Source organism: Leptospira stimsonii, assembly GCF_003545885.1.
In the GTDB taxonomy this organism is placed as follows: Bacteria; Spirochaetota; Leptospiria; order Leptospirales; family Leptospiraceae; genus Leptospira; species Leptospira stimsonii.
Genome location: NZ_QHCT01000001.1, coordinates 634,234 through 652,765, shown reverse-complemented (window position 1 = coordinate 652,765; position 18,532 = coordinate 634,234). Strand labels below are relative to the sequence as shown.

Here is an 18,532-nt window from a genome sequence, read left to right as displayed (position 1 = left end):
CTTTTACGCTCGGATTACATTCGAATTTCCTAATTCATTTGTTATCCGAGCTTCAAATCGTTCTTATTTATTCTCTCTTAAACCCTGGACGAACTTTATCAATTCCGCCCGAAACGAAAATTCTCTCGTTCCCATAAGATAACGAAATGCGGATACGATCACATCCGGTCTCGGAGGATCACCTCCGATAAATAAGTCCGGTTCTTTCGGAAGTTTTCCTAACTTGAACAAACCTCCGGAAACAGCCTCCGAGCCGCAAGCAACGAGCGCCTTTGGAGAAGGCATCGTCTCCCAAGCCGTGTCCAATGGTCCTTCCATATTGGGACCGACCGGACCGGAATACACAAGTGCGTCCGCATGTTTCGGAGAGGCAACGACACGGACCATACTTGCTTCACTGTCGAAAAGAGCATTGAAACTCGCGTTGATTTCCGCTTCCGTAGTATTGTTTCCACTCGCGGCAACTTCTCTGAATTGAAAGCCCGTATGTTTGGTAACCTCGCGAAATTGTTTTACCTCTTCGCTAATTACTTCGGATCTCTCTTCGGGAAGTCCGTTTGTATACGTTACTCTCAGTGCCTCGCGATCCGTTGAGTAAACGTGCACAAAGCCGGAATCGATGATCTTTCCGTCCGAACAAACTTCAGAACATCGACCACATTGAAGGCAAGCACCGTAATCAAAACGAATCTGATCTTTCGAAAGAACCTTGAGCGAATGTGTTGGACAAACCTGTTCGCAAGACTTGCAGGAAAGGCAGGATTCACTCGGACCAAGAACCGGCACCGGAATTCCGCGAGCATTCGAGTTGATGGGCGAAACTTTTTTGTAATTCATCGTCTTCGCGGGACGAAGTATGTTCAATATTTCGAATATAATTTTCATAGGTCCACTCCTACGTAACTCAGGTTGAAGGACTTATTGTTTAAGGGGAAATCTCCGATGTATTCTCCTCGTACCGCTAACTCCAAAGCGTGCCAATTGAAAACGGAAGGATCTCGTATATAAGCTTCTTCGATCGTTCCATCGGAATCTAGATCCAAGGAAACCAACACTGGACCTCGCCAGCCTTCGACCGCAGAAAAATAAGTTCCTTTTTTAACGGTCTCCTTTGCGGAACCGGACTTTGTTATCTTCGAATCCAAGGCGGAAATCAATTTCGGAATCGCCTGAACAAGCCACTTACTACTATTCTTCAATTCTTCGTAACGTAGATAGAATCTCGCCCACGCATCCCCTCTCATATGATCTCGATTTAAGTCCAAAGAAATCGGACCGCCAAGTGCATAAGATTTTTCTAAATGACGAAGGTCTCGATTTAGGCCTGTACATTTCTCCGCCATTCCGACAAAACCGAGATGTCTTACTTGTTTTTGACGAATAATACCGCAAGACTGAAGCCTTTCCCGATTGGTAGAAGCGCCCACTGCTCTTTCGAAATGGCTCGTAACGTCAGCCGTAACGGAACGGATCCTTTCGGCGAGTTCGGCGAGTTTTTCGGAAGTAAGACCTTTTCTAAAAAATACTTTTCCAGGGGCTAAAGCGCCTCTTCCAAAACGATTGCCGGTTAACGCTTCCATGACTCCGAGCGGAATTCCTCTTTGTAACGAACAAACGCCCTGCAACGGATAATAACCGATATCACCCGCGATCGCACCCATATCTCCGATGTGCGTCGCGATTCTTTCCAATTCTAGAAGAATCAATCTCGAAAAATCCAGTTCTTGTGGAACTACGATCTTAAGCGCTTCTTCGAAAATTCTTGAAAACGCGATTCCATAGGCAACCGTACTGTCGCCCGAAATCGCTTCCGCATAAGGCAAAGAATCTTTCGGACCTTTTCCTTTGATCAGCTCTATCAATCCTCGCTTTTGAAACCCGAGGCGAATGTCCAGATTTCGAATTTCTTCTCCTTTCACAATAAAACGGAAATGCCCCGGCTCGATCACACCCGCATGAATCGGTCCGACCGCGTGCGAATAATGACTCGCGGGAATCGGTACTTTTAATCCCTTATATACTAAATCCTTAATTCCTTTTTTAGTTACGAATTTTTCTACGTCGGTTTTACGATCTGCGACGAGATACTTTTCAAAATCATAAGAAGAATAATCCTCTTCTCCCTGATCCGTTCCAAGTGAATGTCGAAGCATCGAAATCGGATTTGCGGAATCTTCGTAAGCTTCTTTTTCGGAATATTCTATAACTTCGTGCTCCACTCCTGAGTTAGTCAGCCAGAAGCGGTTGTAGCCCTTTTTACCCTTTCTAGGATATAAGCCCGTTACCGTGCGCATTCAAAATTCTCCTTGGAGTAAGTGATAAAAACCCCAGATACCGATTCCCAACACCATAAGAAAGAGAAGAAGGGAATTTGTTAAACGAATTTGCAAAGTCGTTGCAAACTCTTTCGCAAAAGGGCGATCTTCTAAATTAAAAAGAGGAACCGTTTTGTATAAAAGTACTCCGAAAAATATAAGACCCAAAACAGGCACTGTGATCACAAACCATTGACCCTGCGTCCAGCCGGCCTTTAAGAGTATTAAGTCGTTCACGAAGATCGGCGATCCGGGAAGAACAAACGCCAAGAACAAAGAAGCCATATACAAAGATAAAGCTTTTTTGTTGATCGAGTCAGAATGAAATATCTTGCTTAATTCCCTTTTTCCCGCATCCATTCTCACGATTCCCATCGTAAGAAATAGAAATGATTTTAGGACGATGTTCCCAGCCATAACAAAGTTAAAAGTAGAATCGGGAAGATCCATCCAGAGAAATATTCCAAGGGCGCCGCTATGAAACAATGCAACCTTTGCGGTCATCATCCTTAGATCGTTTCTTTGGTAGAGCGCGACGATACTTTGCAACATCGTGATCACTCCTAAAATAAGAAGTCCATCCGAAGCGCTAAAAGTTGTCGGATAGAGTTGGTGATCCATATGAATAAAAGGACGAAGCGCATAACTTACCGCCACCGGGACAAAAGCCGCAATAAGAGCCGAAATCTGGCTCGGACTTTCTCCATAAGTATCGACGACCCAAACGTGATTCGGAAAAAGGCCAAGTTTTGCGGAATAACCGAAGATCGCCAGCCATAGACCGATTTCGATCCAGAGATTTTCCGGATGTTCCGAAAGCTTGCCGGCGAGAACTTCCACTGGATGATCGATGCCGTGTAACGTAGCCGTAACGATGATAATTCCTAGGAAAGCGATTCCCAAGCCGAAGGAATTGATCAAAAGAAATTTCCATGCGATCGGGAATGATTTCGTAGTTCTACTGGAAGAAACAAGAAGCGCGCCGGTAAACGTCGTCGCTTCGATCAAAACCCACTGCAAACCGAAACCTTCCAGATTCCAAGCGGCAAAGGTTAAACCCACACAAAGAATCATCAAGAAAGACCACATCGTGATCTGTCTTTGTCCTTTCGTTGGCGCCAAAATATAAGCGAGAAGAATTAAGAATAAAACCGCTATCGCGATTCCGTTTAATACGAGAAGATTCATACGGAAGCCTCCTCTTTTTCATGCGATGAGGATCCTTCCATGCTGATTCGAAGTGTGGCCGCGGCGCCGATGATAAAGACCGCATCCAAAAAAGAACCGAATTCGATTCCTAAAGGAAGATTCGTTCTTAGTATTTGAGTCAATAAGAAGGTTCCGTTTTCAAAGACCGCAAAGGAAGCGATCACTCCCACCCAATGACGTCGAACCACAAAGCCTACCATTCCGACGTAGAGCACCAAGAAGGTGTACAAAAACGACATCTGATTCACTTCACCGAAACGAAATTTAGTAAACCCTAATATAATAAATCCAACAAGCGCTCCAACTAATAGCAACGCAAATGTAGGAATATAACCCACTTTCGGGAATGTGGATTCTACGGAGTTTGTTCTTCTCGCCGTCCAAAAAAGGATCAGTGGAGTCAAAATAACTTTGAAAAGAACGATCATTCCCGCTAAGAATAGACTGTGATTTTCATATCCGCTATCTTCGAAAAGAGGGACAAGAAGAAACACACTTTGAAACGCCAAGAGGAGTACGAGTCGCTTCAATCGATTCTCAAGTAAGATAACAACCCCGAGTAAAAGAAGAATTAAATAACTGAATTCTGTGCCCATAATATTTCCCTGAGGATCATCCTAACTTAAGAAGAATGCCTAAAAAAAGCATGAAGATAAAGTTTAACCCGAGTAGTTCCGGTATCCAGAGCCACTTTCTTCTTGTGCTGTTCGCTTCGATATAACCTACACAAACGGAAACCAAGAGAGCTCCTAAAATCGCGACAAAATCCAACCAAAAAGGAGGAATGGCTTTGTTTAAAAAGAACTCACCGTGATAGACTCCCATTTTCGCGACGAAAAGGAAAAGGGAACTTGTCTTTAGTTGTTGTGCGAGTTCGAAAAAAGCACGTCTGCTTCCCGAGGCTTCGAGCAACATCGCTTCGTGAACCATCGTCAATTCAAGGTGGGTTCTCGGATCGTCAAACGGCGGTTTTGCGAGCTCGGCAAGAATAACCAAGGAAGTTCCCAAAAGAAAAAGACCACCGAATGCCAAACTAGCAAAATTCGCGTTGAATACGAGGTGCGATTCAAAAACCACGAGAACCAAAATCATAATCGGTTCGCAGAAAACGTATAAGATCACTTCTCTTGCGGCTCCCATACCTGCAAAGGACGTTCCGTTTTCCACAGAGTAAGCTAAGAGCGCGAATCTCATGATCCCAATAAGAAAAGGAATCAGAAGATAAGAACCCCATTCAAAGCTCGCCAAGCTCCAAACGACGATTCCGGAAAGACAAGCGATCAGAGGAGAAGCTTCGGTAAAGAATCCGGAAAACGGACCGTCCACCGGCTTTTTTCGAAGCATTCTTAACGTATCATAGAATATCTGTAAGAGCGGCGCTCCAACTCGACCTTGCGCATAGGATCGAATTTTCATCACGATTCCTCCGCACAAGAACGGAAGCGTGATAAAAGAAATGATCCGAATTATTGGGTCAAGGTATTTAAGAATAATTTCCATAAATCTCCCTCGGCTAACTTAAGGCCGATAATTACAAACAATAAAAGAACCACGGTTATGGAAGAAAATGCAAGATTGATCGAAATCGATTCTTCATCCGATTCGTTCAGACTTGTCTTAAATGCATTTAAGAATTTTATAATACCGTGAAGGATCGCCTCGTCCAAACGCGAGTTTCCCTGTTCGTTAGTGAAGTATCTTCCCAAAGACGGGAATAACGGATCGGAAATTCCGTCGGATGGAATCGCAACGTCCGCGCCCCCGTAATTCCCTCCGCAATCCCAGAGTTTTCTTTTCGAAATTTTCGTGCGAAAACCCATAACACCGACGAGAAGAAACATACCCAAACCGACAGAATTCACGATTGCGAGACCGCGATACCATTGCCCATCGAGCCATTCTTTCGTTGGCGAATAGTAGACCGCGTATGCGGAAATTCCCAATGAAACCAAAAGGATCAAGGCACCGCTGATGGAAAGGGAATATAGAATCGTCTTTGCGGGTTTGTGCTCCGGCCAATTGGTTCTCGGACGAGAAAGAATCATTCCTAAGAAAATTCTTAAATGTCCTGCCGCACCTAACACCAAACCGGAAGAAACTAAAATCAAAAGTGGCAATACAAGAATCGCACTTTGTCCAGGAATTTCGAGAACTCCCGCAACCAATTTAACGAACGTCGCTTCCGAGAGAAATCCGGTGGTTCCGGGTATCGCGAGAAAGCTGATCGTTCCCAAACTGAGCAACGAAGTCGGTATTCCGGAAATTCTTCCCACTCCCGTATTCTGATCCACATTCGAAAAACCTGATATCTTCGTGAGATATCCTATGGAAAGAAATTGGAAAGTCTTACTCACGCTATGATGGATTAAGGAAAGAATAAAGAGAAAGGAGAAAGAACGACTGAGAACTCGAAGACTTTCCAGTTCGTGATCTTTCCACAACGCCGACAAAAGAATACAAAGAAAGAGAAAGTTCATATTCTCGACCGTGCTGTATGCGATCGCCTTTTTTGCGTCTCTTGAAAAGAGAGAAGAAAGTCCCGCCCAAAGAACTCCAAAGCCCGCGAGCGGAATTAAAATCTTAATGAAGATCGTGTTTCCTATCCAAGGCCCGACCCATTGATGAAAAAGAACCAAAGGAAGGTTCACAAGAATTCCGGAATACGCCGCGGAAGCGTGAGCCGGAGAACCGGAGTGCGCTTCCGGAAGCCAGAAATGAAAACCGAAAAATGCCGCTTTTACAAGTAAGCCGGTTACTAAGAAAAAATTCCCAAACTCACTGTCCGGGGAATAGATCCAATACGTAAAACAAAACGCACCGATACCACCAGCGACCACAAGAGCGATAAAACTTTTGATGGAGTTAGGATTCCACTTTCCACCTTGATATAAGAGAAAGGCGCTCACTGTAGACAATTCCCAAAAAAGAATCAGCCAAAGAGTCTTCCCGACCAAGTAACAAAGTCCCGTACTCAAAAAAAATACTGCGTAACCTAATAACACGGTCGCTTTCTTTCTATGTTCGTAACCGTAAACATAAATGGAAATGATAATCCCCAAGACTGCTTGGAGAGTAAGACCAATGAATATGGGTGTGTCCTGTCCAAAAAAATTCTTACCGAGCACCCTAGCTGCTAGGAAGGGTGCGATAAGGGACATTGCGACTATCAAATAAGATAGGATGATCATCGGCTGATAAAGTCTCCTTTTTTCTATAGAGCGGCGTTCACTTGAAAGAAGAATACGCTCGCGTTATTTGCCGAAGTGTGTTGCTTCGTAAACGCGGCCGCATTCAGTTCAAATTGATTTGTGGAGGTATTGTAGAGCAACGGACTATTTCTGTAATTCCGAACGGAGTTTCCTGCGATCAAGAAACCGGCTCCCGTCCAGATCGAAACGTTATCGTTGATTTGATACATCCACGTTAAATCCAATTCGTTGTAAATATTTCTACCAGTAGAATACGCTTGTGTATAAGCATTTCCTGTATAATTCTCACTTGATCCGGAAGTTGCCGCCTGTCCCGCGGCGTTCAACGAAGTTGCAACCGGAGAAGACAACGCCGAACCGGCGATCGAATTTGCACCGCCGTTGATTGCATACCAAGCATCGTTCTTCTGCGCCTTATCGTTAATGATATAAGCCACTTGAAACATGCCCCATTTTTCATGCTTATAGGTGACGTTCGCATTCCAAGAACTTAAGTTTTTTGTGTCGATATTTTCGGAAAGACCGGCCACGTTATTCCAATAGGGAATGACTCCGAATCTCGGGTTCACGAGAGTTTGGAACGTAGAAGAACTTCCATCGGCGCGATTGTTATCACCTGAGGCATAGGTATATTGAGCACCCACTCGGAAACCTGCGACCGTATAGCCCGTTTGAACGACGTGAAAATGACCGGAATATTTCACCCGCTCCGTTCTCGTATCTGCAATCTTAGCTCCATTATCGAATGTTCCCGGTAAGTCATAACCTAAAAATTGCTTATGGATTCTTTGCCCGTTATAACCGTTCTGCCAAGCGCTTTCAATGGTCCAGTCCCAAGATTTACCTTCCGGGAGATTGTTTTTATTCGTTCTATTGGTTAGCCTGAAACCGGTCGTATAAAGGTTGTCGCTTTGTCTTTTGCGATTCGTGGCCAAAACATCATCTGCGGTTGAGGCCGGCGTGGTATTCGGGATCCATTTTTTAACCACATTTATATTATAAACATCTAACACAATTTCATCTAAGATTTTCACCGTGTTATATGTACCGAACAAGGTGGTATCCGATTGAGAAGCGGAAGGATTCGTATTCGCAACCGTGGAATTAACTTTCGGGTCGTTGGAGGAAAGAACTCCGTTCACACCGCTCTGAGTCCAATACGGCCTCGCGGCAAAAAAGTGCGAACTGAACTTATCAAAGTCGAACATCACTCTTGCGCCATCGTAAGAAAGACCGTTGATGGTCCAGTTCGCACCACCCAACATTCTCTGATCACCGTATGCCCAAATCTGTCTACCGACTTGAACTTGCGCGTTAAGCGGAAGTTTTTTTATCATTACAAAAGCTTCACGAATGCTCGTATTATTTTGAGCAATGGAGTTATTCGGCTTACCCGGTGTATTTGGATCGGAACTCAAAGTTGGAGTATTGCTAAAAAACCCCGAACGAATATCGCCTACGTTTGCCGGCGATTCTCCACCCCAAACCCTTGTATCTTGAACCGTAATTTTAAAGGTTACATACGGACTCGGATCGATTAGGAAATAGAATGCAGAAGTCTGCATAATTCTGTCCGTATACGCGTGGTTCGATTTATCAAAATTAAGATTATTTCTTGACTCGTATCTTGGTCTGAGATAAAACCCGAGCTTGATCCAATCGTTCAGCCAGAGTTTATTCGAATTCTTATTCACCGTTTTTGAAAGTTCCGGTTCGATGAACATATGCCGATTGTATTCCGCACCAACACCGCCTCTCTTCATCGGAGAAACAAAATTCTCCGCATCATCGGTCTTTGCGACCGGAGCTTGATCGGCCGTCGATTTAGTCGCACTCACCTCGGTTGCACCTTTGTTCTCCGGCGCAGTCTGCTGAGCGAAGAGACCTCCGGTGATAAGGAAGAGGAGTGAAAAGAAAAACAGATTGAAACCTATTGTCGAAATGTATTTTTTTTGATTCGTAGTCATTGTGATTACTCTTCTTTTTTTATATTTATATTGGATTGCTAATTCTTATAAAGCATCAGTTGGGCATTCTAAGGACCCCATTCCTCACACAAAGTTAGTATACCTGACCTTATCTCGACGAAATTCATGAGGTCTAAATCCTTTCGCCGAGATGAAATTTCTCGTTAGAGGTTTGTAACGAGGTAGTAGTAGAATGGAATTCCGGCTACGATATTGATTGGAAATACAATAGAAAGCGCGACCGTGAGATATACGCTCGGATTGGCCTCTGGAATCATATCCTTCATTGCCGCTGGAACCGCGATGTAAGAAGCGGAAGCGCAGAGAACGACGAACATAAGCGCATCACCAACCGGCATACCGATTACCTTTGTAAGAAGTAAACCTAGACTTGCGTTCAGGACCATCAGGCCGATAGAAGCAACGATCAAAAAAACTCCAACGTGCGCGAGTTCTTTGAATCTTCTCGCGGCAGAAATTCCCATATCTAAAAGGAAGAAAGTTAAAATCCCTTTGAAAAGATCGTCAGCGAAAGGTTTCTCTGCCTTCCAACCGGAGTCTCCTGTCACATAACCAACGAGAAGCGCGCCTACTAAAAGATAGATGGAAGAACCAAAAAGCGCTTCGTGAAGGAGCGCTTTCCAATTGATCGATCCGCCACCGTTCGCTTTATTTTTATTCAAACGATCCAAAACAACGGCGATTACGATCGCCGGGGATTCCATCAAGGCCATACCTGCTACGATAAAACCGCCATATTCTACGTTGAGGTTATGTAAAAAGGCCCCGGCAGTCACAAACGTAACCGCACTAATAGAACCAAAGGAGCCAGCTAATGCCGCCGCGTTGTGCTTATCCAATTTGATCTTCAATACGAAATATGCGTAGATGGGAACTAAGGTCGCCATGACCGAACAAGCGATCAGAGTGTACAAATGCTCCTGGCTAAAAGCGGTTCGTGATAATTCGTGTCCGCCTTTGAAACCGATGGCGAAGAGCAAATACATCGAGAAGAATTTAGATAGCGAGTCCGGAATAACCAGATCCGATTTAAAAACGACAACTCCCATACCGAGGAAGAAGAACAAGACTGGCGGGTTCAGCACATTCTCTAATATTGCGTGCATGTCCATAGTTAGCTAACTCCATGATTTTTAGGTCCGCAACCGACAGATTTGAAAAAACAAATCAATCGGCTCGAATCCAAATTTACTAGGGGCGAAAGAATTTTTGAAACCTATTCAGTGATTCCCCTACTGAAGGAATAGACTTTCCAAGATTATAAAATTGGACAATCATTTTTTGGATTTTTCAAAATCTGCTCATTTTGAAAGATTTGGAAACCAAGAAAATAGAGGCGACATAGTATCGCAAAGTGAAAATCCAAAGTGATTCAGAATATTCGATTCACTTCTATCGAAGTTGCTTATATTTGAGATAGTTTTCCTAAATTCTAGAATATTTGTTTCGAAGTTAAACCGAAATCTCTTTGTTTTTGTTGAATTTTTCGCGGCGAAATAGGCGTATTAAATCTGTCTAACTTTATAAATTTGGACAAATTTAATGTACCGTTCCCTGTTCTATACATAGGATCGAACTGTTTGAATTTTTAAGTTTCGTTTATAAAAAAAGTACTGGTCTTACAGACATTTTCAGGAAAAAATCCAAAACGGAAAAAGTACGAAAGAAAATTTTATTTTCGAGGAATATACAAAAATTGAAATTATTCTTTGAACTCAGATCCCTTAGCAACGATGTTCTACTTTCAAATCATCAATCAAAATTTAGAAAATATAGTGAATTTCATGCAGAATAAAATTCTTATTTTAAAAAGGATTTCGTTCTTTTTGGGACTAGTGATTTCTTTTTCTCCAATCTTCTCCCACCCTGAATCGGTTATTTTGGATGAAAATACTTCGGTTAAAAACATTAGCTCTCTCGTAGAATATCGATATAGGGGACAACAGTTTGCAGGATGCTCACCGGAACATATCTCAGGTTTAGAAGATCTGGAATGGCATCCGACCGTCGGGCAGGTTTTACGCGTGAAGCGAACTCCATATGGAAATTGGCTTCGGTTTAGTGTAAAAAACGAAAGCTCGGAAGCACAAAGTAGAATCTTGATGCTCGCTTGGTTGAATGTCCCCGAAACTCAGCTTTGCTATTTCGACAAGCAGGGAAAGTTTATATCCGCGAATTCCGGTTATATCCACGGAGAGAACGACGAAAAAATACTGACTCGACTTCCTCATTTCAAAGTCGATTTGAACGCGGGTGAAAGTAGAATTCTTTATCTTTACGTTTCTTCAAACGAGGATATTAACTATCAAATTAGAATTCTCGGATTGGAAGAATACGAACTTCACAAAAGACTGAGATCGATTATTCCCTATTCTATTATCGGAATCGTAGCCATCGCGATTTTGTATTCTTTTTTCGGCTACTATCGATTCAAGAATGCGGTTTTTATTACACTTCCGTTGTACATCCTCTCCGTTTTACTTACGTTCTATTTTTTACATGGGAAAACTTTCGCCCAAATTGCGGGTAATACCAATAATCTTTTTCGACACAGTTATTTTCTCTTTCTCGGGATCTCTCATATTTTTCTTTTTCTCTACCTCTTCTCCATCGATAAATCCAATGAAAAGCGCGTATATAGATCCATGTTCTTCTGGATCGCAGGCGCATTAGGAGCGCTTCATACTTTAATTCCGTTGCTTCCTTCCTGGTACGAACATCGAATTCTTCTTTTGATTGCAACGGTCGGACTTTCGCTTTTCTATTTCGTACGAGTTCACTATCAGTTCTTTCGTCCGAATTCTTCCATCGGTTTTATCTACACGGCCTCCTGGACGGCGTTCTTATTTTTGGATACTTATAAGACGATCTTTCATTTTGATTTTTATCCCTTCAATTCGTTCTCCGTTTTTGGAGTTGTTTTATTTTTACCGTTCCATTCCATCTTGGTAAGTTTTTCTTTGAGTGAATTTTTCAACCGAAAGGCGGTTCTTCAAGAAGATGAAAAGGACGCAGGCTCTCAGATTCGAAAATCCACGACGAACTCCTTGAATGTAGGGGAAATCGTGAAGAACATCAAAAATCTTTTAGAAAAGAAAAAGGTTTATCTTCAGAAATCATTGAAAGAAGAGAATGTAGCAAAAGAACTCGGGCTGAGCCTTCACCAACTCTCGGAAATCATCAACGTCGAATTCGGAAACAACTTTCCTTCTCTCATCAATCAATATCGAATCGAAGAATCGAAACGCCTTTTATTGGATCATCCGGAAGAAACCACCGCCGAAATCGGAAGTAGAGCGGGATTTAGTTCCAAATCCACTTTTTACATGGAGTTTAAAAAGTTGACTGGAACCAATCCGAACGCATTCAGACGGAAAAAAATTAAGAGCGAAGCCGCTTTCGGCAAACGCGTCTGAATTTGACTGATGATCGATAAGAAAGAACTTTCTTTGTTTTCCTTTATCATCCCTTTGAACTAAATTAGGTTCAGAAATAAAATATTTAGTAATTTTAGAAAAAAAATACGCACCGCCTGTTACCCTAATTGATATAAACAAAAATAGAATCTTCGATTAGGAAAAGATAATGCTGATTAGAACTCTCTCCTTTTTTATTTCATTAAGCCTTTTGATAGGTTCCGCTGTTTCCTGCCGTTTCATTTCTTCAATCTTCGTAAAAGACGATCCGAAACCGACCGGAATGATCGTCATCTTTCAAAGCGGCGAGGTCGGAATTGAGAGGAGCGGTAAAAAAATTACATGCGCTCCCGGTCTGATTCTTAAAGAAAACGATACGATCATCACTTCTTCCGGATCGGTTGATATTCAAACCGGAAGCGGCGACTTGATCCGAATCAAATCTTTCAGTAGAATTACTTTGAAAGAAATTTCCAAATCCGAAAAACCGAATACCAACCTCTACGTCCAAGCAGGTGAACTTCTAATCAAAACGAACAAACTGAAATCGAAGGATTCTTTCTTGCTTACAACTCCCACAGCGGTGGCTGGTGTACGCGGGACTACTTTTTCTTTTGAGCTTTCGAACGGAAAACCCCCGAAAGTAAAAGTCTATGAAGGAGCGGTTGCAATCACGTTCAAGGTTCCGAAAGAAATCATCGAAAACAGTAAGGCTTTGGATAAGGAGCTTTATCATGAATTTGTAGAATTTCTGGAAAAGAACGAAGTCGTCTTAGAGAATGGGGAAGAATCTTACGTTAAGCCGAATCTGGATGAAATGATCCAACTCGTTTTGACGAGAATGGAACAAAATGAAAGCATCTCTAAAGAATTTGATCAGCTCAAAAAAGTAGAAAATCCTGAATTTCAAAAAGAAGAATTCTCTCCGTCACCGCAAGAAAACGCCGAAGTCGAAACGATGGTTACAGTGGATCAGGGATTGGTCGACAAAGCTCTGATTGAAAATCCGGATTCCTTGCAACCTGTCATTTCTTCCACTTCTTCGGAAATTGAAAAAAATCACGGATCAAAATTGGACCAGGCTCTTAGTAAAATCGAGTCGGACGCGCAGGCCAGTAACTTAAAAGACGAAGCCCAAATCAAAGAATATTATAATATCTTAGAAGTGATCGCGAAAACGGATGGAACAAAACTTTCCGGAGCGATCGTTACTCAGATTGGAGACAGACTGATTTTACATTCTCCATCCGGCGTGATTCGGCTGAACAAAAACGAAATCGATTACGTGGACTATCAATCTTTTCAAATTAAGACTAAGAAAAAATAATCCTCAACGTAGGTTCGTCATACTCAAAACGGACGGACCTACGTTCTTATTCTTAAGAAAAACTCCTTCTCTCAGCGATTTTCTTTTTGATCTTTCCGAGATTTCTTTCAATCTGCCAGCAAGACTATGAAAAAGAAAATTCTTCTCCTCGGCTCTGGGGAACTCGGTAAAGAATTTGTAATCGCCGCACAAAGATTGGGACAACACGTGATCGCTGTCGATTCTTATGACAATGCCCCGGCAATGCAAGTCGCTCACGAAAAAGAAATCATCAATATGTTGGATGGAAATCTTTTAGATCAAGTTGTGGCAAAACACAAGCCGGATCTGATCGTTCCCGAAATCGAAGCCATTCGAACGGAACGTTTTTACGAATATGAAAAACAAGGTTATCAGGTCGTTCCTTCGGCAAAGGCGGCGAACTTTACGATGAATCGAAAATCAATTCGCGACTTGGCGGCGAAAGATCTCAAAATCCTTACGGCAAAATATCTCTACGCCGCTTCCGAAGAGGAACTTCGTAAAGCGATCCAAGAATTAGGACTTCCTTGCGTTATCAAACCCCTCATGTCTTCATCCGGAAAAGGACAATCAGTCATTAAATCCGAGAACGAAATCACCAAAGCGTGGGAAGCTTCCCAAACCAAAGGTCGTGCCGGCGCCGCAGAAGTGATCGTGGAAGAATTAATCCGTTTCGAATCGGAAATCACTTTATTAACGGTAACGCAAAAAAGCGGTAAAACTATATTCTGCCCTCCGATCGGTCATAGACAGGAACGAGGGGATTATCAGGAAAGTTGGCAACCCACTGAAATTTCCGAAACTCAGCTAAAAGAAGCACAGAGAATGGCGGATTTGGTGACCAGAGAATTAACCGGTGCGGGTATTTGGGGAGTCGAATTCTTTCTTACAAAAGATCAGGTTTATTTTTCAGAACTTTCCCCAAGACCTCATGACACCGGAATGGTTACGTTAGCCGGAACACAAAATTTCAACGAATTTGAACTGCATCTCCGTGCGATTCTTGGGATTCCGATTTCCGAAATTACTCTGGAAAGAAAAGGAGCCAGCGCGGTTATCCTATCGAGTTCCGATGGAAAAATTCCTTCCGTTAGCGGCCTGGACATAGCTTCCGGAATGTCGGAATCTGATTTTAGAATTTTCGGAAAACCCGTTACAAGACCGTTCCGTAGAATGGGTGTTACACTCGCTTATTCCAACAAAGGGGAAGAAATATCCTCTCTTCGAAAACGCGCGACTCTTCTTGCCTCTAAAATCAAAATCGACTAGGAAACTTCATCCGTGCACATGTTTGCATAGTACTGGACCAACTCCCGGTCCAGTACTTTCGCGATACCGTTTTCTACGGATATCATCTTTCTTTGTTTTAGAACTTTGATTCCCTTTTGCAGGATTTCTTCCACGTCTTGAGTAAGATAATTTTGTTTCTCGGTCAGAACCGTTTCTTTGATTGCGTTTTTCAACTCATTCAGTCCTATCTCGGTTTCCGCTTCGATCAAAGTTCTCGCTACCAATTGATTCGGTAGAATTCGACGATACTTTTTCCAACCCTGTGTGATTTCAAATCCGATCGATCCGGTTGGATCCTCTTCATGAATATATTTTGAAACGGGAATCGGCTCGCAAAGATCCATATAAACTTCCGTTCTCTTATAAAAGAAATCCCGAAACCCGGGTTTTTTATCCTTCCCCGAAAACTCTTCATCCTCAGGCACATTTTCATAGGAAAGCGCGATCGGAACTACGATCACTTCGGATCCAGTGTGTTTATACGCTTCAACGGATGTAGACAAAATTCCCGTTTTGATCGGAATGATTCCCCCTGTACGCGAACGAGTTCCCTCCGGGTAAACAAGCGTCGGAATACCGGCCTCCAACATCATCGTAGAATATTGAGTTAAACATTCCAAATAAAGAATATTTCGATTTCTCTTTCGATCTACCATGTAGGCGCCTAAGGATTTTAAGACGTTCGCAAGACCGGGGGTCGCCATCACTTTTTTATCCGCGGCGTAACGTGGAACCGGAAGACCGAGCCATTTTAAACCGAAGGCGACTTCTACCGAATCCAAATGGGAACGATGGGTCGGAGTATAAAGAATATCGTATCTTGAAGCGAGCGCTTTTACTTCCTTAACACAACCTCCGATTTTCGGTAAACCTGCACCCGGCTTAAAACCACTCAGAACATAACGCGTTGGTGCGATCAAATGAATCAATGTGTCCCGCAAAAACGGCTTATAATCATCCGCGATTTCAGAAACATAAAAATCTAATATCCTTGAAAGGTCTTTGCTTCCTTTTTCGTGAAAATTCGAATCAATTTCTTTCCAGAGGAGAATTTCCTTCGGAATTTGTACTAAGTCGGTAATATCGTTCGATTCCTCCGCTTCTTTATAACGTTTCTCTAATGATTTTATGATCAACGAAGATTGTTTGATGATCCGATCCGTCATTCCCGGCTGACCATTGATATGACGATGAACGTTCTTTCCTAGCGCCTCTTGAAATTTCTTACCGGAAGCCATCCCCAAACCGGAACGTTTCGTCGCTGTTTTAGAGATATGCTTATCTTCATCCGAAGTTGACTTAGAAACAAATCGGATCAACTCCGTCGGCGATACTCTTCTTGTAAGAATTTGAAAAAGGGTGTTGTAAAGAGGAATTTCAATCTTCTTCTCCTCCGCCAGGGCAATAATCGAAGCGAGCGCGAATGCTCCTTCCACATGGCTTTCGCTTTGACTCACCTCCTTTTGAATGAATTCGGCGGGATTAAAAAACAATTCTATCCGTTCGATCAGATTCGGCTGATCTTCTCCGGAAATCAACTTTCGAACAAAGCGATGACCATAAGCTTTGTTTCTGCTATAACGGGATGTACAGGAAGCGATTAAATCGGCAAGGCCGTATTCTTGAACCGGCTCGATCGGAATTTCCAGCGCGTTTAAAAGAGTCGTGATTTCGGAATAACCCAAGCTGATCAACTCTCCTTCAAAATTACTTCCACACTCGGGAATTCCGGATGCGATTCCGCAAGCAATTGCGATCGGATTTTTCATGACTCCAAAGATTTCCAAACCGACAAGATCCTTGTACGTTTTCGTATGATTGCGAGCGCCGTTGAATAAGGTATCAAAAATCTCGATGGACTTCGGTCCCGAGGTCGAGAGGCAATAAAAACTATGATGGCCTCTCTTCAATTCTCCGAGCAAATTAGGACCGTTAACCGCAGTATATTCGATATCTAAAAAGTTCGCCTTCGAGGAAAGTTTTTCTATATATTCGGAATATGTAATGCAATTATTTTTACGTCTTGTAGAAGCGGAAAGTATTCCTTTAGTGAAAGTGAAGATCGAATGAGAAGCATTCTTATCGAGCACTTTTAACAACTCGTCCAAAATACCTTCCATAAGGCGAGAAGGCACAGCGATGATTATGATCCACGAACCATTCTTTAGAAAATCGAATTCACTAGTGACCTGAACGTTTTCGGGAAGAGTAATCGAATCTTCGAGCAAAGAAGTGATTCTTTCTTTTTGAATTTTTTCAGCGCGTTTACGATCGTCATACCAGAGAAACATTTTTTCTGTTTTCGGAGCGAGATAGGTGGAAAGAAAGACTCCCATAGGTCCCCCTCCCAAAACGGCGATATTTTTTAGAATTTCTTCGGATGGTTTTATTTCTTCCATTCTAATTGCTATTGAGAGCTTAAGAATTTAAGGAACAATCAGAAAACGTTCGTTTCCGTTTTCTTTTTCTGGGTTGCCTAAGTAGTAAAAGAAAAGAGAGTGGGCTTGTGATTTTATACAAATCCAGAAATCCATACAAGGAATTCTTATTTTTTTCCTTTGTCATACTCACGTTTCTTATTTCGACCAATTGCTCCACGTATCTGCAAAATCGTAAGAATGATTTCAAAGACATCTTCTCCGCCGGAATCGAGAATCCAGGATACGGTGCCGGTTTACGAATCGGCCCTCTCGCCGCGGGTTTTGTATTTCAAGGCGGGGAATCTTCTCCCGGTCGAAGAGATTTGGGAAAGGGTTACGGATTGAGAGGTGGGCACTTCGGTACGTATCGATCTCAACAACTTATATTTGGAATTCTCGGAAGCGATACGTTTTTTCCTTTGGATGTGGAAACACAAAGTTCGGAAACAGGAGACGAAGAAGTATCTCCCGAACTTCAAGAAGAACTTAAGAATTTGGAGAATACGAAAATCCCAGGTGATAAAGTTCCTGAGTTCTTAAATGAAAGATACAATATCAAAAGCCAGAAGCTTCGTTACCTTTCCTTCTATCACATTCCCGTTGCCGAAAGAAGAAAAAGAAAGAAGGAAGAGTTTTACAGAAGATTTATCGAGGAACAGAGTTTTGATAGAAACGACCCGTCGATCCAAAATGCGCTACAAGCTCTCAATAAAAAGAAAGACGGTTACCCGAAAAGTTTTCTATTTCAGATGGAAGTATATTTAGGAATTTACTACGGGATAAGAATAGGAATCAACCCCGCTGAACTTCTGGATTTTCTACTCGGAATCGCGGGGTTGGATTTACTGGACGACGATTTATCGGATTAGAGCTTATATTCCATTTTTTTAATGACGCCTTTTTTATCGATCGTCAACTTAATGAACTTAGTGTCTTCCGCAATACTTGCCGGTTTTTCCGCCAAGGTTTTATAAGAATTCTTTTGATATTCTGTGGAAACAAGGTACCATTCTAAAACTGCTCCGTCTTGTGTGTTTAATTCCACGGATGGGGTTCCTAATACCGCTTCGGCCTTTATCCGCTTATCTCCCTCTTTGATCATACCGACTTCGAAGGTTCTGATATCGGAGTTTGGTTGAAATTCTTGTTTAGGCGGTTGTTTTTTGTCTTCCGATCTACAAAACGAAAGAACGGAGAGACATGCTAAAATCATGAGCGCTGAAAGAATTTGTTTCATCGTAATCTTCTCTAAGTTTGAATTTTGAACTGCAATTCTCATCTCCATTTTAAGTCTGTCGAGATTAAAAATAGAATCCATTTTTAAAAATTTGTTCTTA

General features: G+C 42.4%; 14 protein-coding genes. 4 read left to right on the top strand and 10 right to left on the bottom strand.

The genetic code is table 11. The features are described 5' to 3' along the window. Window positions 1-63: 63 nt before the first annotated feature. The 8 genes from DLM75_RS03245 to DLM75_RS03210 all read right to left on the bottom strand — a co-directional run bounded on the left by DLM75_RS03245 (window position 64) and on the right by DLM75_RS03210 (window position 9,833). The gene (locus DLM75_RS03245) at window positions 64-885 is read right to left on the bottom strand and encodes an NADH-quinone oxidoreductase subunit B family protein (protein WP_118967082.1); all 822 of its coding nucleotides are present in this window, start codon (window positions 883-885) and stop codon (window positions 64-66) included. Beyond that, window positions 882-2,294: a hydrogenase large subunit gene (locus DLM75_RS03240; protein ID WP_118967081.1), complete on the bottom strand. Its 1,413-nt coding sequence runs from the start codon at window positions 2,292-2,294 to the stop codon at window positions 882-884. The genes DLM75_RS03245 and DLM75_RS03240 overlap by 4 nt, the downstream gene beginning before the upstream one ends. Next, entirely contained in the window at window positions 2,295-3,503 is a 1,209-nt protein-coding gene (locus tag DLM75_RS03235) for a proton-conducting transporter transmembrane domain-containing protein (RefSeq protein ID WP_118967080.1), read from the bottom strand. It lies immediately after the preceding gene. Continuing rightward, window positions 3,500-4,120: a formate hydrogenase gene (locus tag DLM75_RS03230; protein ID WP_118967079.1), complete on the bottom strand. Its 621-nt coding sequence runs from the start codon at window positions 4,118-4,120 to the stop codon at window positions 3,500-3,502. Before DLM75_RS03230 ends, DLM75_RS03235 begins: the two co-directional genes overlap by 4 nt. A 16-nt stretch (window positions 4,121-4,136) precedes the next feature. Next, entirely contained in the window at window positions 4,137-5,024 is an 888-nt protein-coding gene (locus DLM75_RS03225) for an NADH-quinone oxidoreductase subunit H (protein ID WP_118967078.1), read from the bottom strand. Continuing rightward, a complete protein-coding gene (locus tag DLM75_RS03220) occupies window positions 4,991-6,712 on the bottom strand; it encodes a proton-conducting transporter transmembrane domain-containing protein (protein ID WP_118967077.1) in 1,722 nt (573 codons plus the stop codon). Before DLM75_RS03220 ends, DLM75_RS03225 begins: the two co-directional genes overlap by 34 nt. Before the next feature lie 23 nt (window positions 6,713-6,735). Next, window positions 6,736-8,700, bottom strand: coding sequence for an alginate export family protein (locus DLM75_RS03215; protein WP_118967076.1), 1,965 nt, complete (start codon window positions 8,698-8,700; stop codon window positions 6,736-6,738). A gap of 164 nt (window positions 8,701-8,864) precedes the next feature. Further along, a complete protein-coding gene (locus DLM75_RS03210) occupies window positions 8,865-9,833 on the bottom strand; it encodes a sodium-dependent bicarbonate transport family permease (RefSeq protein WP_118967075.1) in 969 nt (322 codons plus the stop codon). 672 nt (window positions 9,834-10,505) lie between these two features. Here DLM75_RS03210 and DLM75_RS03205 point away from each other — a divergent pair. The 3 genes from DLM75_RS03205 to purT all read left to right on the top strand — a co-directional run bounded on the left by DLM75_RS03205 (window position 10,506) and on the right by purT (window position 14,754). Further along, window positions 10,506-12,137 carry a helix-turn-helix domain-containing protein gene (locus DLM75_RS03205; RefSeq protein ID WP_118967953.1) on the top strand — a complete coding sequence of 544 codons (1,632 nt, stop codon included), beginning with the start codon at window positions 10,506-10,508 and terminating at the stop codon, window positions 12,135-12,137. A 169-nt stretch (window positions 12,138-12,306) separates the two neighbouring features. After that, window positions 12,307-13,464, top strand: a complete 1,158-nt coding sequence (locus DLM75_RS03200) for a FecR family protein (protein ID WP_118967074.1) — start codon at window positions 12,307-12,309, stop codon at window positions 13,462-13,464. A gap of 126 nt (window positions 13,465-13,590) precedes the next feature. Beyond that, entirely contained in the window at window positions 13,591-14,754 is a 1,164-nt protein-coding gene (gene purT / locus DLM75_RS03195; RefSeq protein ID WP_118967073.1) for a formate-dependent phosphoribosylglycinamide formyltransferase, read from the top strand. On the opposite strand, the gene DLM75_RS03190 is transcribed toward purT, so the two are convergent. Continuing rightward, entirely contained in the window at window positions 14,751-17,174 is a 2,424-nt protein-coding gene (locus DLM75_RS03190) for a 1-acyl-sn-glycerol-3-phosphate acyltransferase (RefSeq protein ID WP_118967072.1), read from the bottom strand. The genes purT and DLM75_RS03190 overlap by 4 nt on opposite strands. Window positions 17,175-17,338: 164 nt before the next feature. Between DLM75_RS03190 and DLM75_RS03185 the strand changes: the two genes are divergently transcribed. After that, window positions 17,339-18,064, top strand: coding sequence for an LIC13411 family adhesin (locus DLM75_RS03185; protein WP_429945425.1), 726 nt, complete (start codon window positions 17,339-17,341; stop codon window positions 18,062-18,064). Here DLM75_RS03185 and DLM75_RS03180 read toward each other — a convergent pair. After that, window positions 18,061-18,432: an LIC13410 family lipoprotein gene (locus DLM75_RS03180; RefSeq protein ID WP_167731724.1), complete on the bottom strand. Its 372-nt coding sequence runs from the start codon at window positions 18,430-18,432 to the stop codon at window positions 18,061-18,063. The genes DLM75_RS03185 and DLM75_RS03180 overlap by 4 nt on opposite strands. Window positions 18,433-18,532 lie beyond the last annotated feature (100 nt).

Bases quoted from the DNA above. Each gene is read 5' to 3' on its own strand.
- DLM75_RS03245 (WP_118967082.1), bottom strand. From the start codon at position 885: ATGAAAATTATATTCGAAATATTGAACATACTTCGTCCCGCGAAGACG.
- DLM75_RS03240 (WP_118967081.1), bottom strand. From the start codon at position 2,294: ATGCGCACGGTAACGGGCTTATATCCTAGAAAGGGTAAAAAGGGCTAC.
- DLM75_RS03235 (WP_118967080.1), bottom strand. From the start codon at position 3,503: ATGAATCTTCTCGTATTAAACGGAATCGCGATAGCGGTTTTATTCTTA.
- DLM75_RS03230 (WP_118967079.1), bottom strand. From the start codon at position 4,120: ATGGGCACAGAATTCAGTTATTTAATTCTTCTTTTACTCGGGGTTGTT.
- DLM75_RS03225 (WP_118967078.1), bottom strand. From the start codon at position 5,024: ATGGAAATTATTCTTAAATACCTTGACCCAATAATTCGGATCATTTCT.
- DLM75_RS03220 (WP_118967077.1), bottom strand. From the start codon at position 6,712: ATGATCATCCTATCTTATTTGATAGTCGCAATGTCCCTTATCGCACCC.
- DLM75_RS03215 (WP_118967076.1), bottom strand. From the start codon at position 8,700: ATGACTACGAATCAAAAAAAATACATTTCGACAATAGGTTTCAATCTG.
- DLM75_RS03210 (WP_118967075.1), bottom strand. From the start codon at position 9,833: ATGGACATGCACGCAATATTAGAGAATGTGCTGAACCCGCCAGTCTTG.
- DLM75_RS03205 (WP_118967953.1), top strand. From the start codon at position 10,506: ATGCAGAATAAAATTCTTATTTTAAAAAGGATTTCGTTCTTTTTGGGA.
- DLM75_RS03200 (WP_118967074.1), top strand. From the start codon at position 12,307: ATGCTGATTAGAACTCTCTCCTTTTTTATTTCATTAAGCCTTTTGATA.
- purT (WP_118967073.1), top strand. From the start codon at position 13,591: ATGAAAAAGAAAATTCTTCTCCTCGGCTCTGGGGAACTCGGTAAAGAA.
- DLM75_RS03190 (WP_118967072.1), bottom strand. From the start codon at position 17,174: ATGGAAGAAATAAAACCATCCGAAGAAATTCTAAAAAATATCGCCGTT.
- DLM75_RS03180 (WP_167731724.1), bottom strand. From the start codon at position 18,432: ATGAAACAAATTCTTTCAGCGCTCATGATTTTAGCATGTCTCTCCGTT.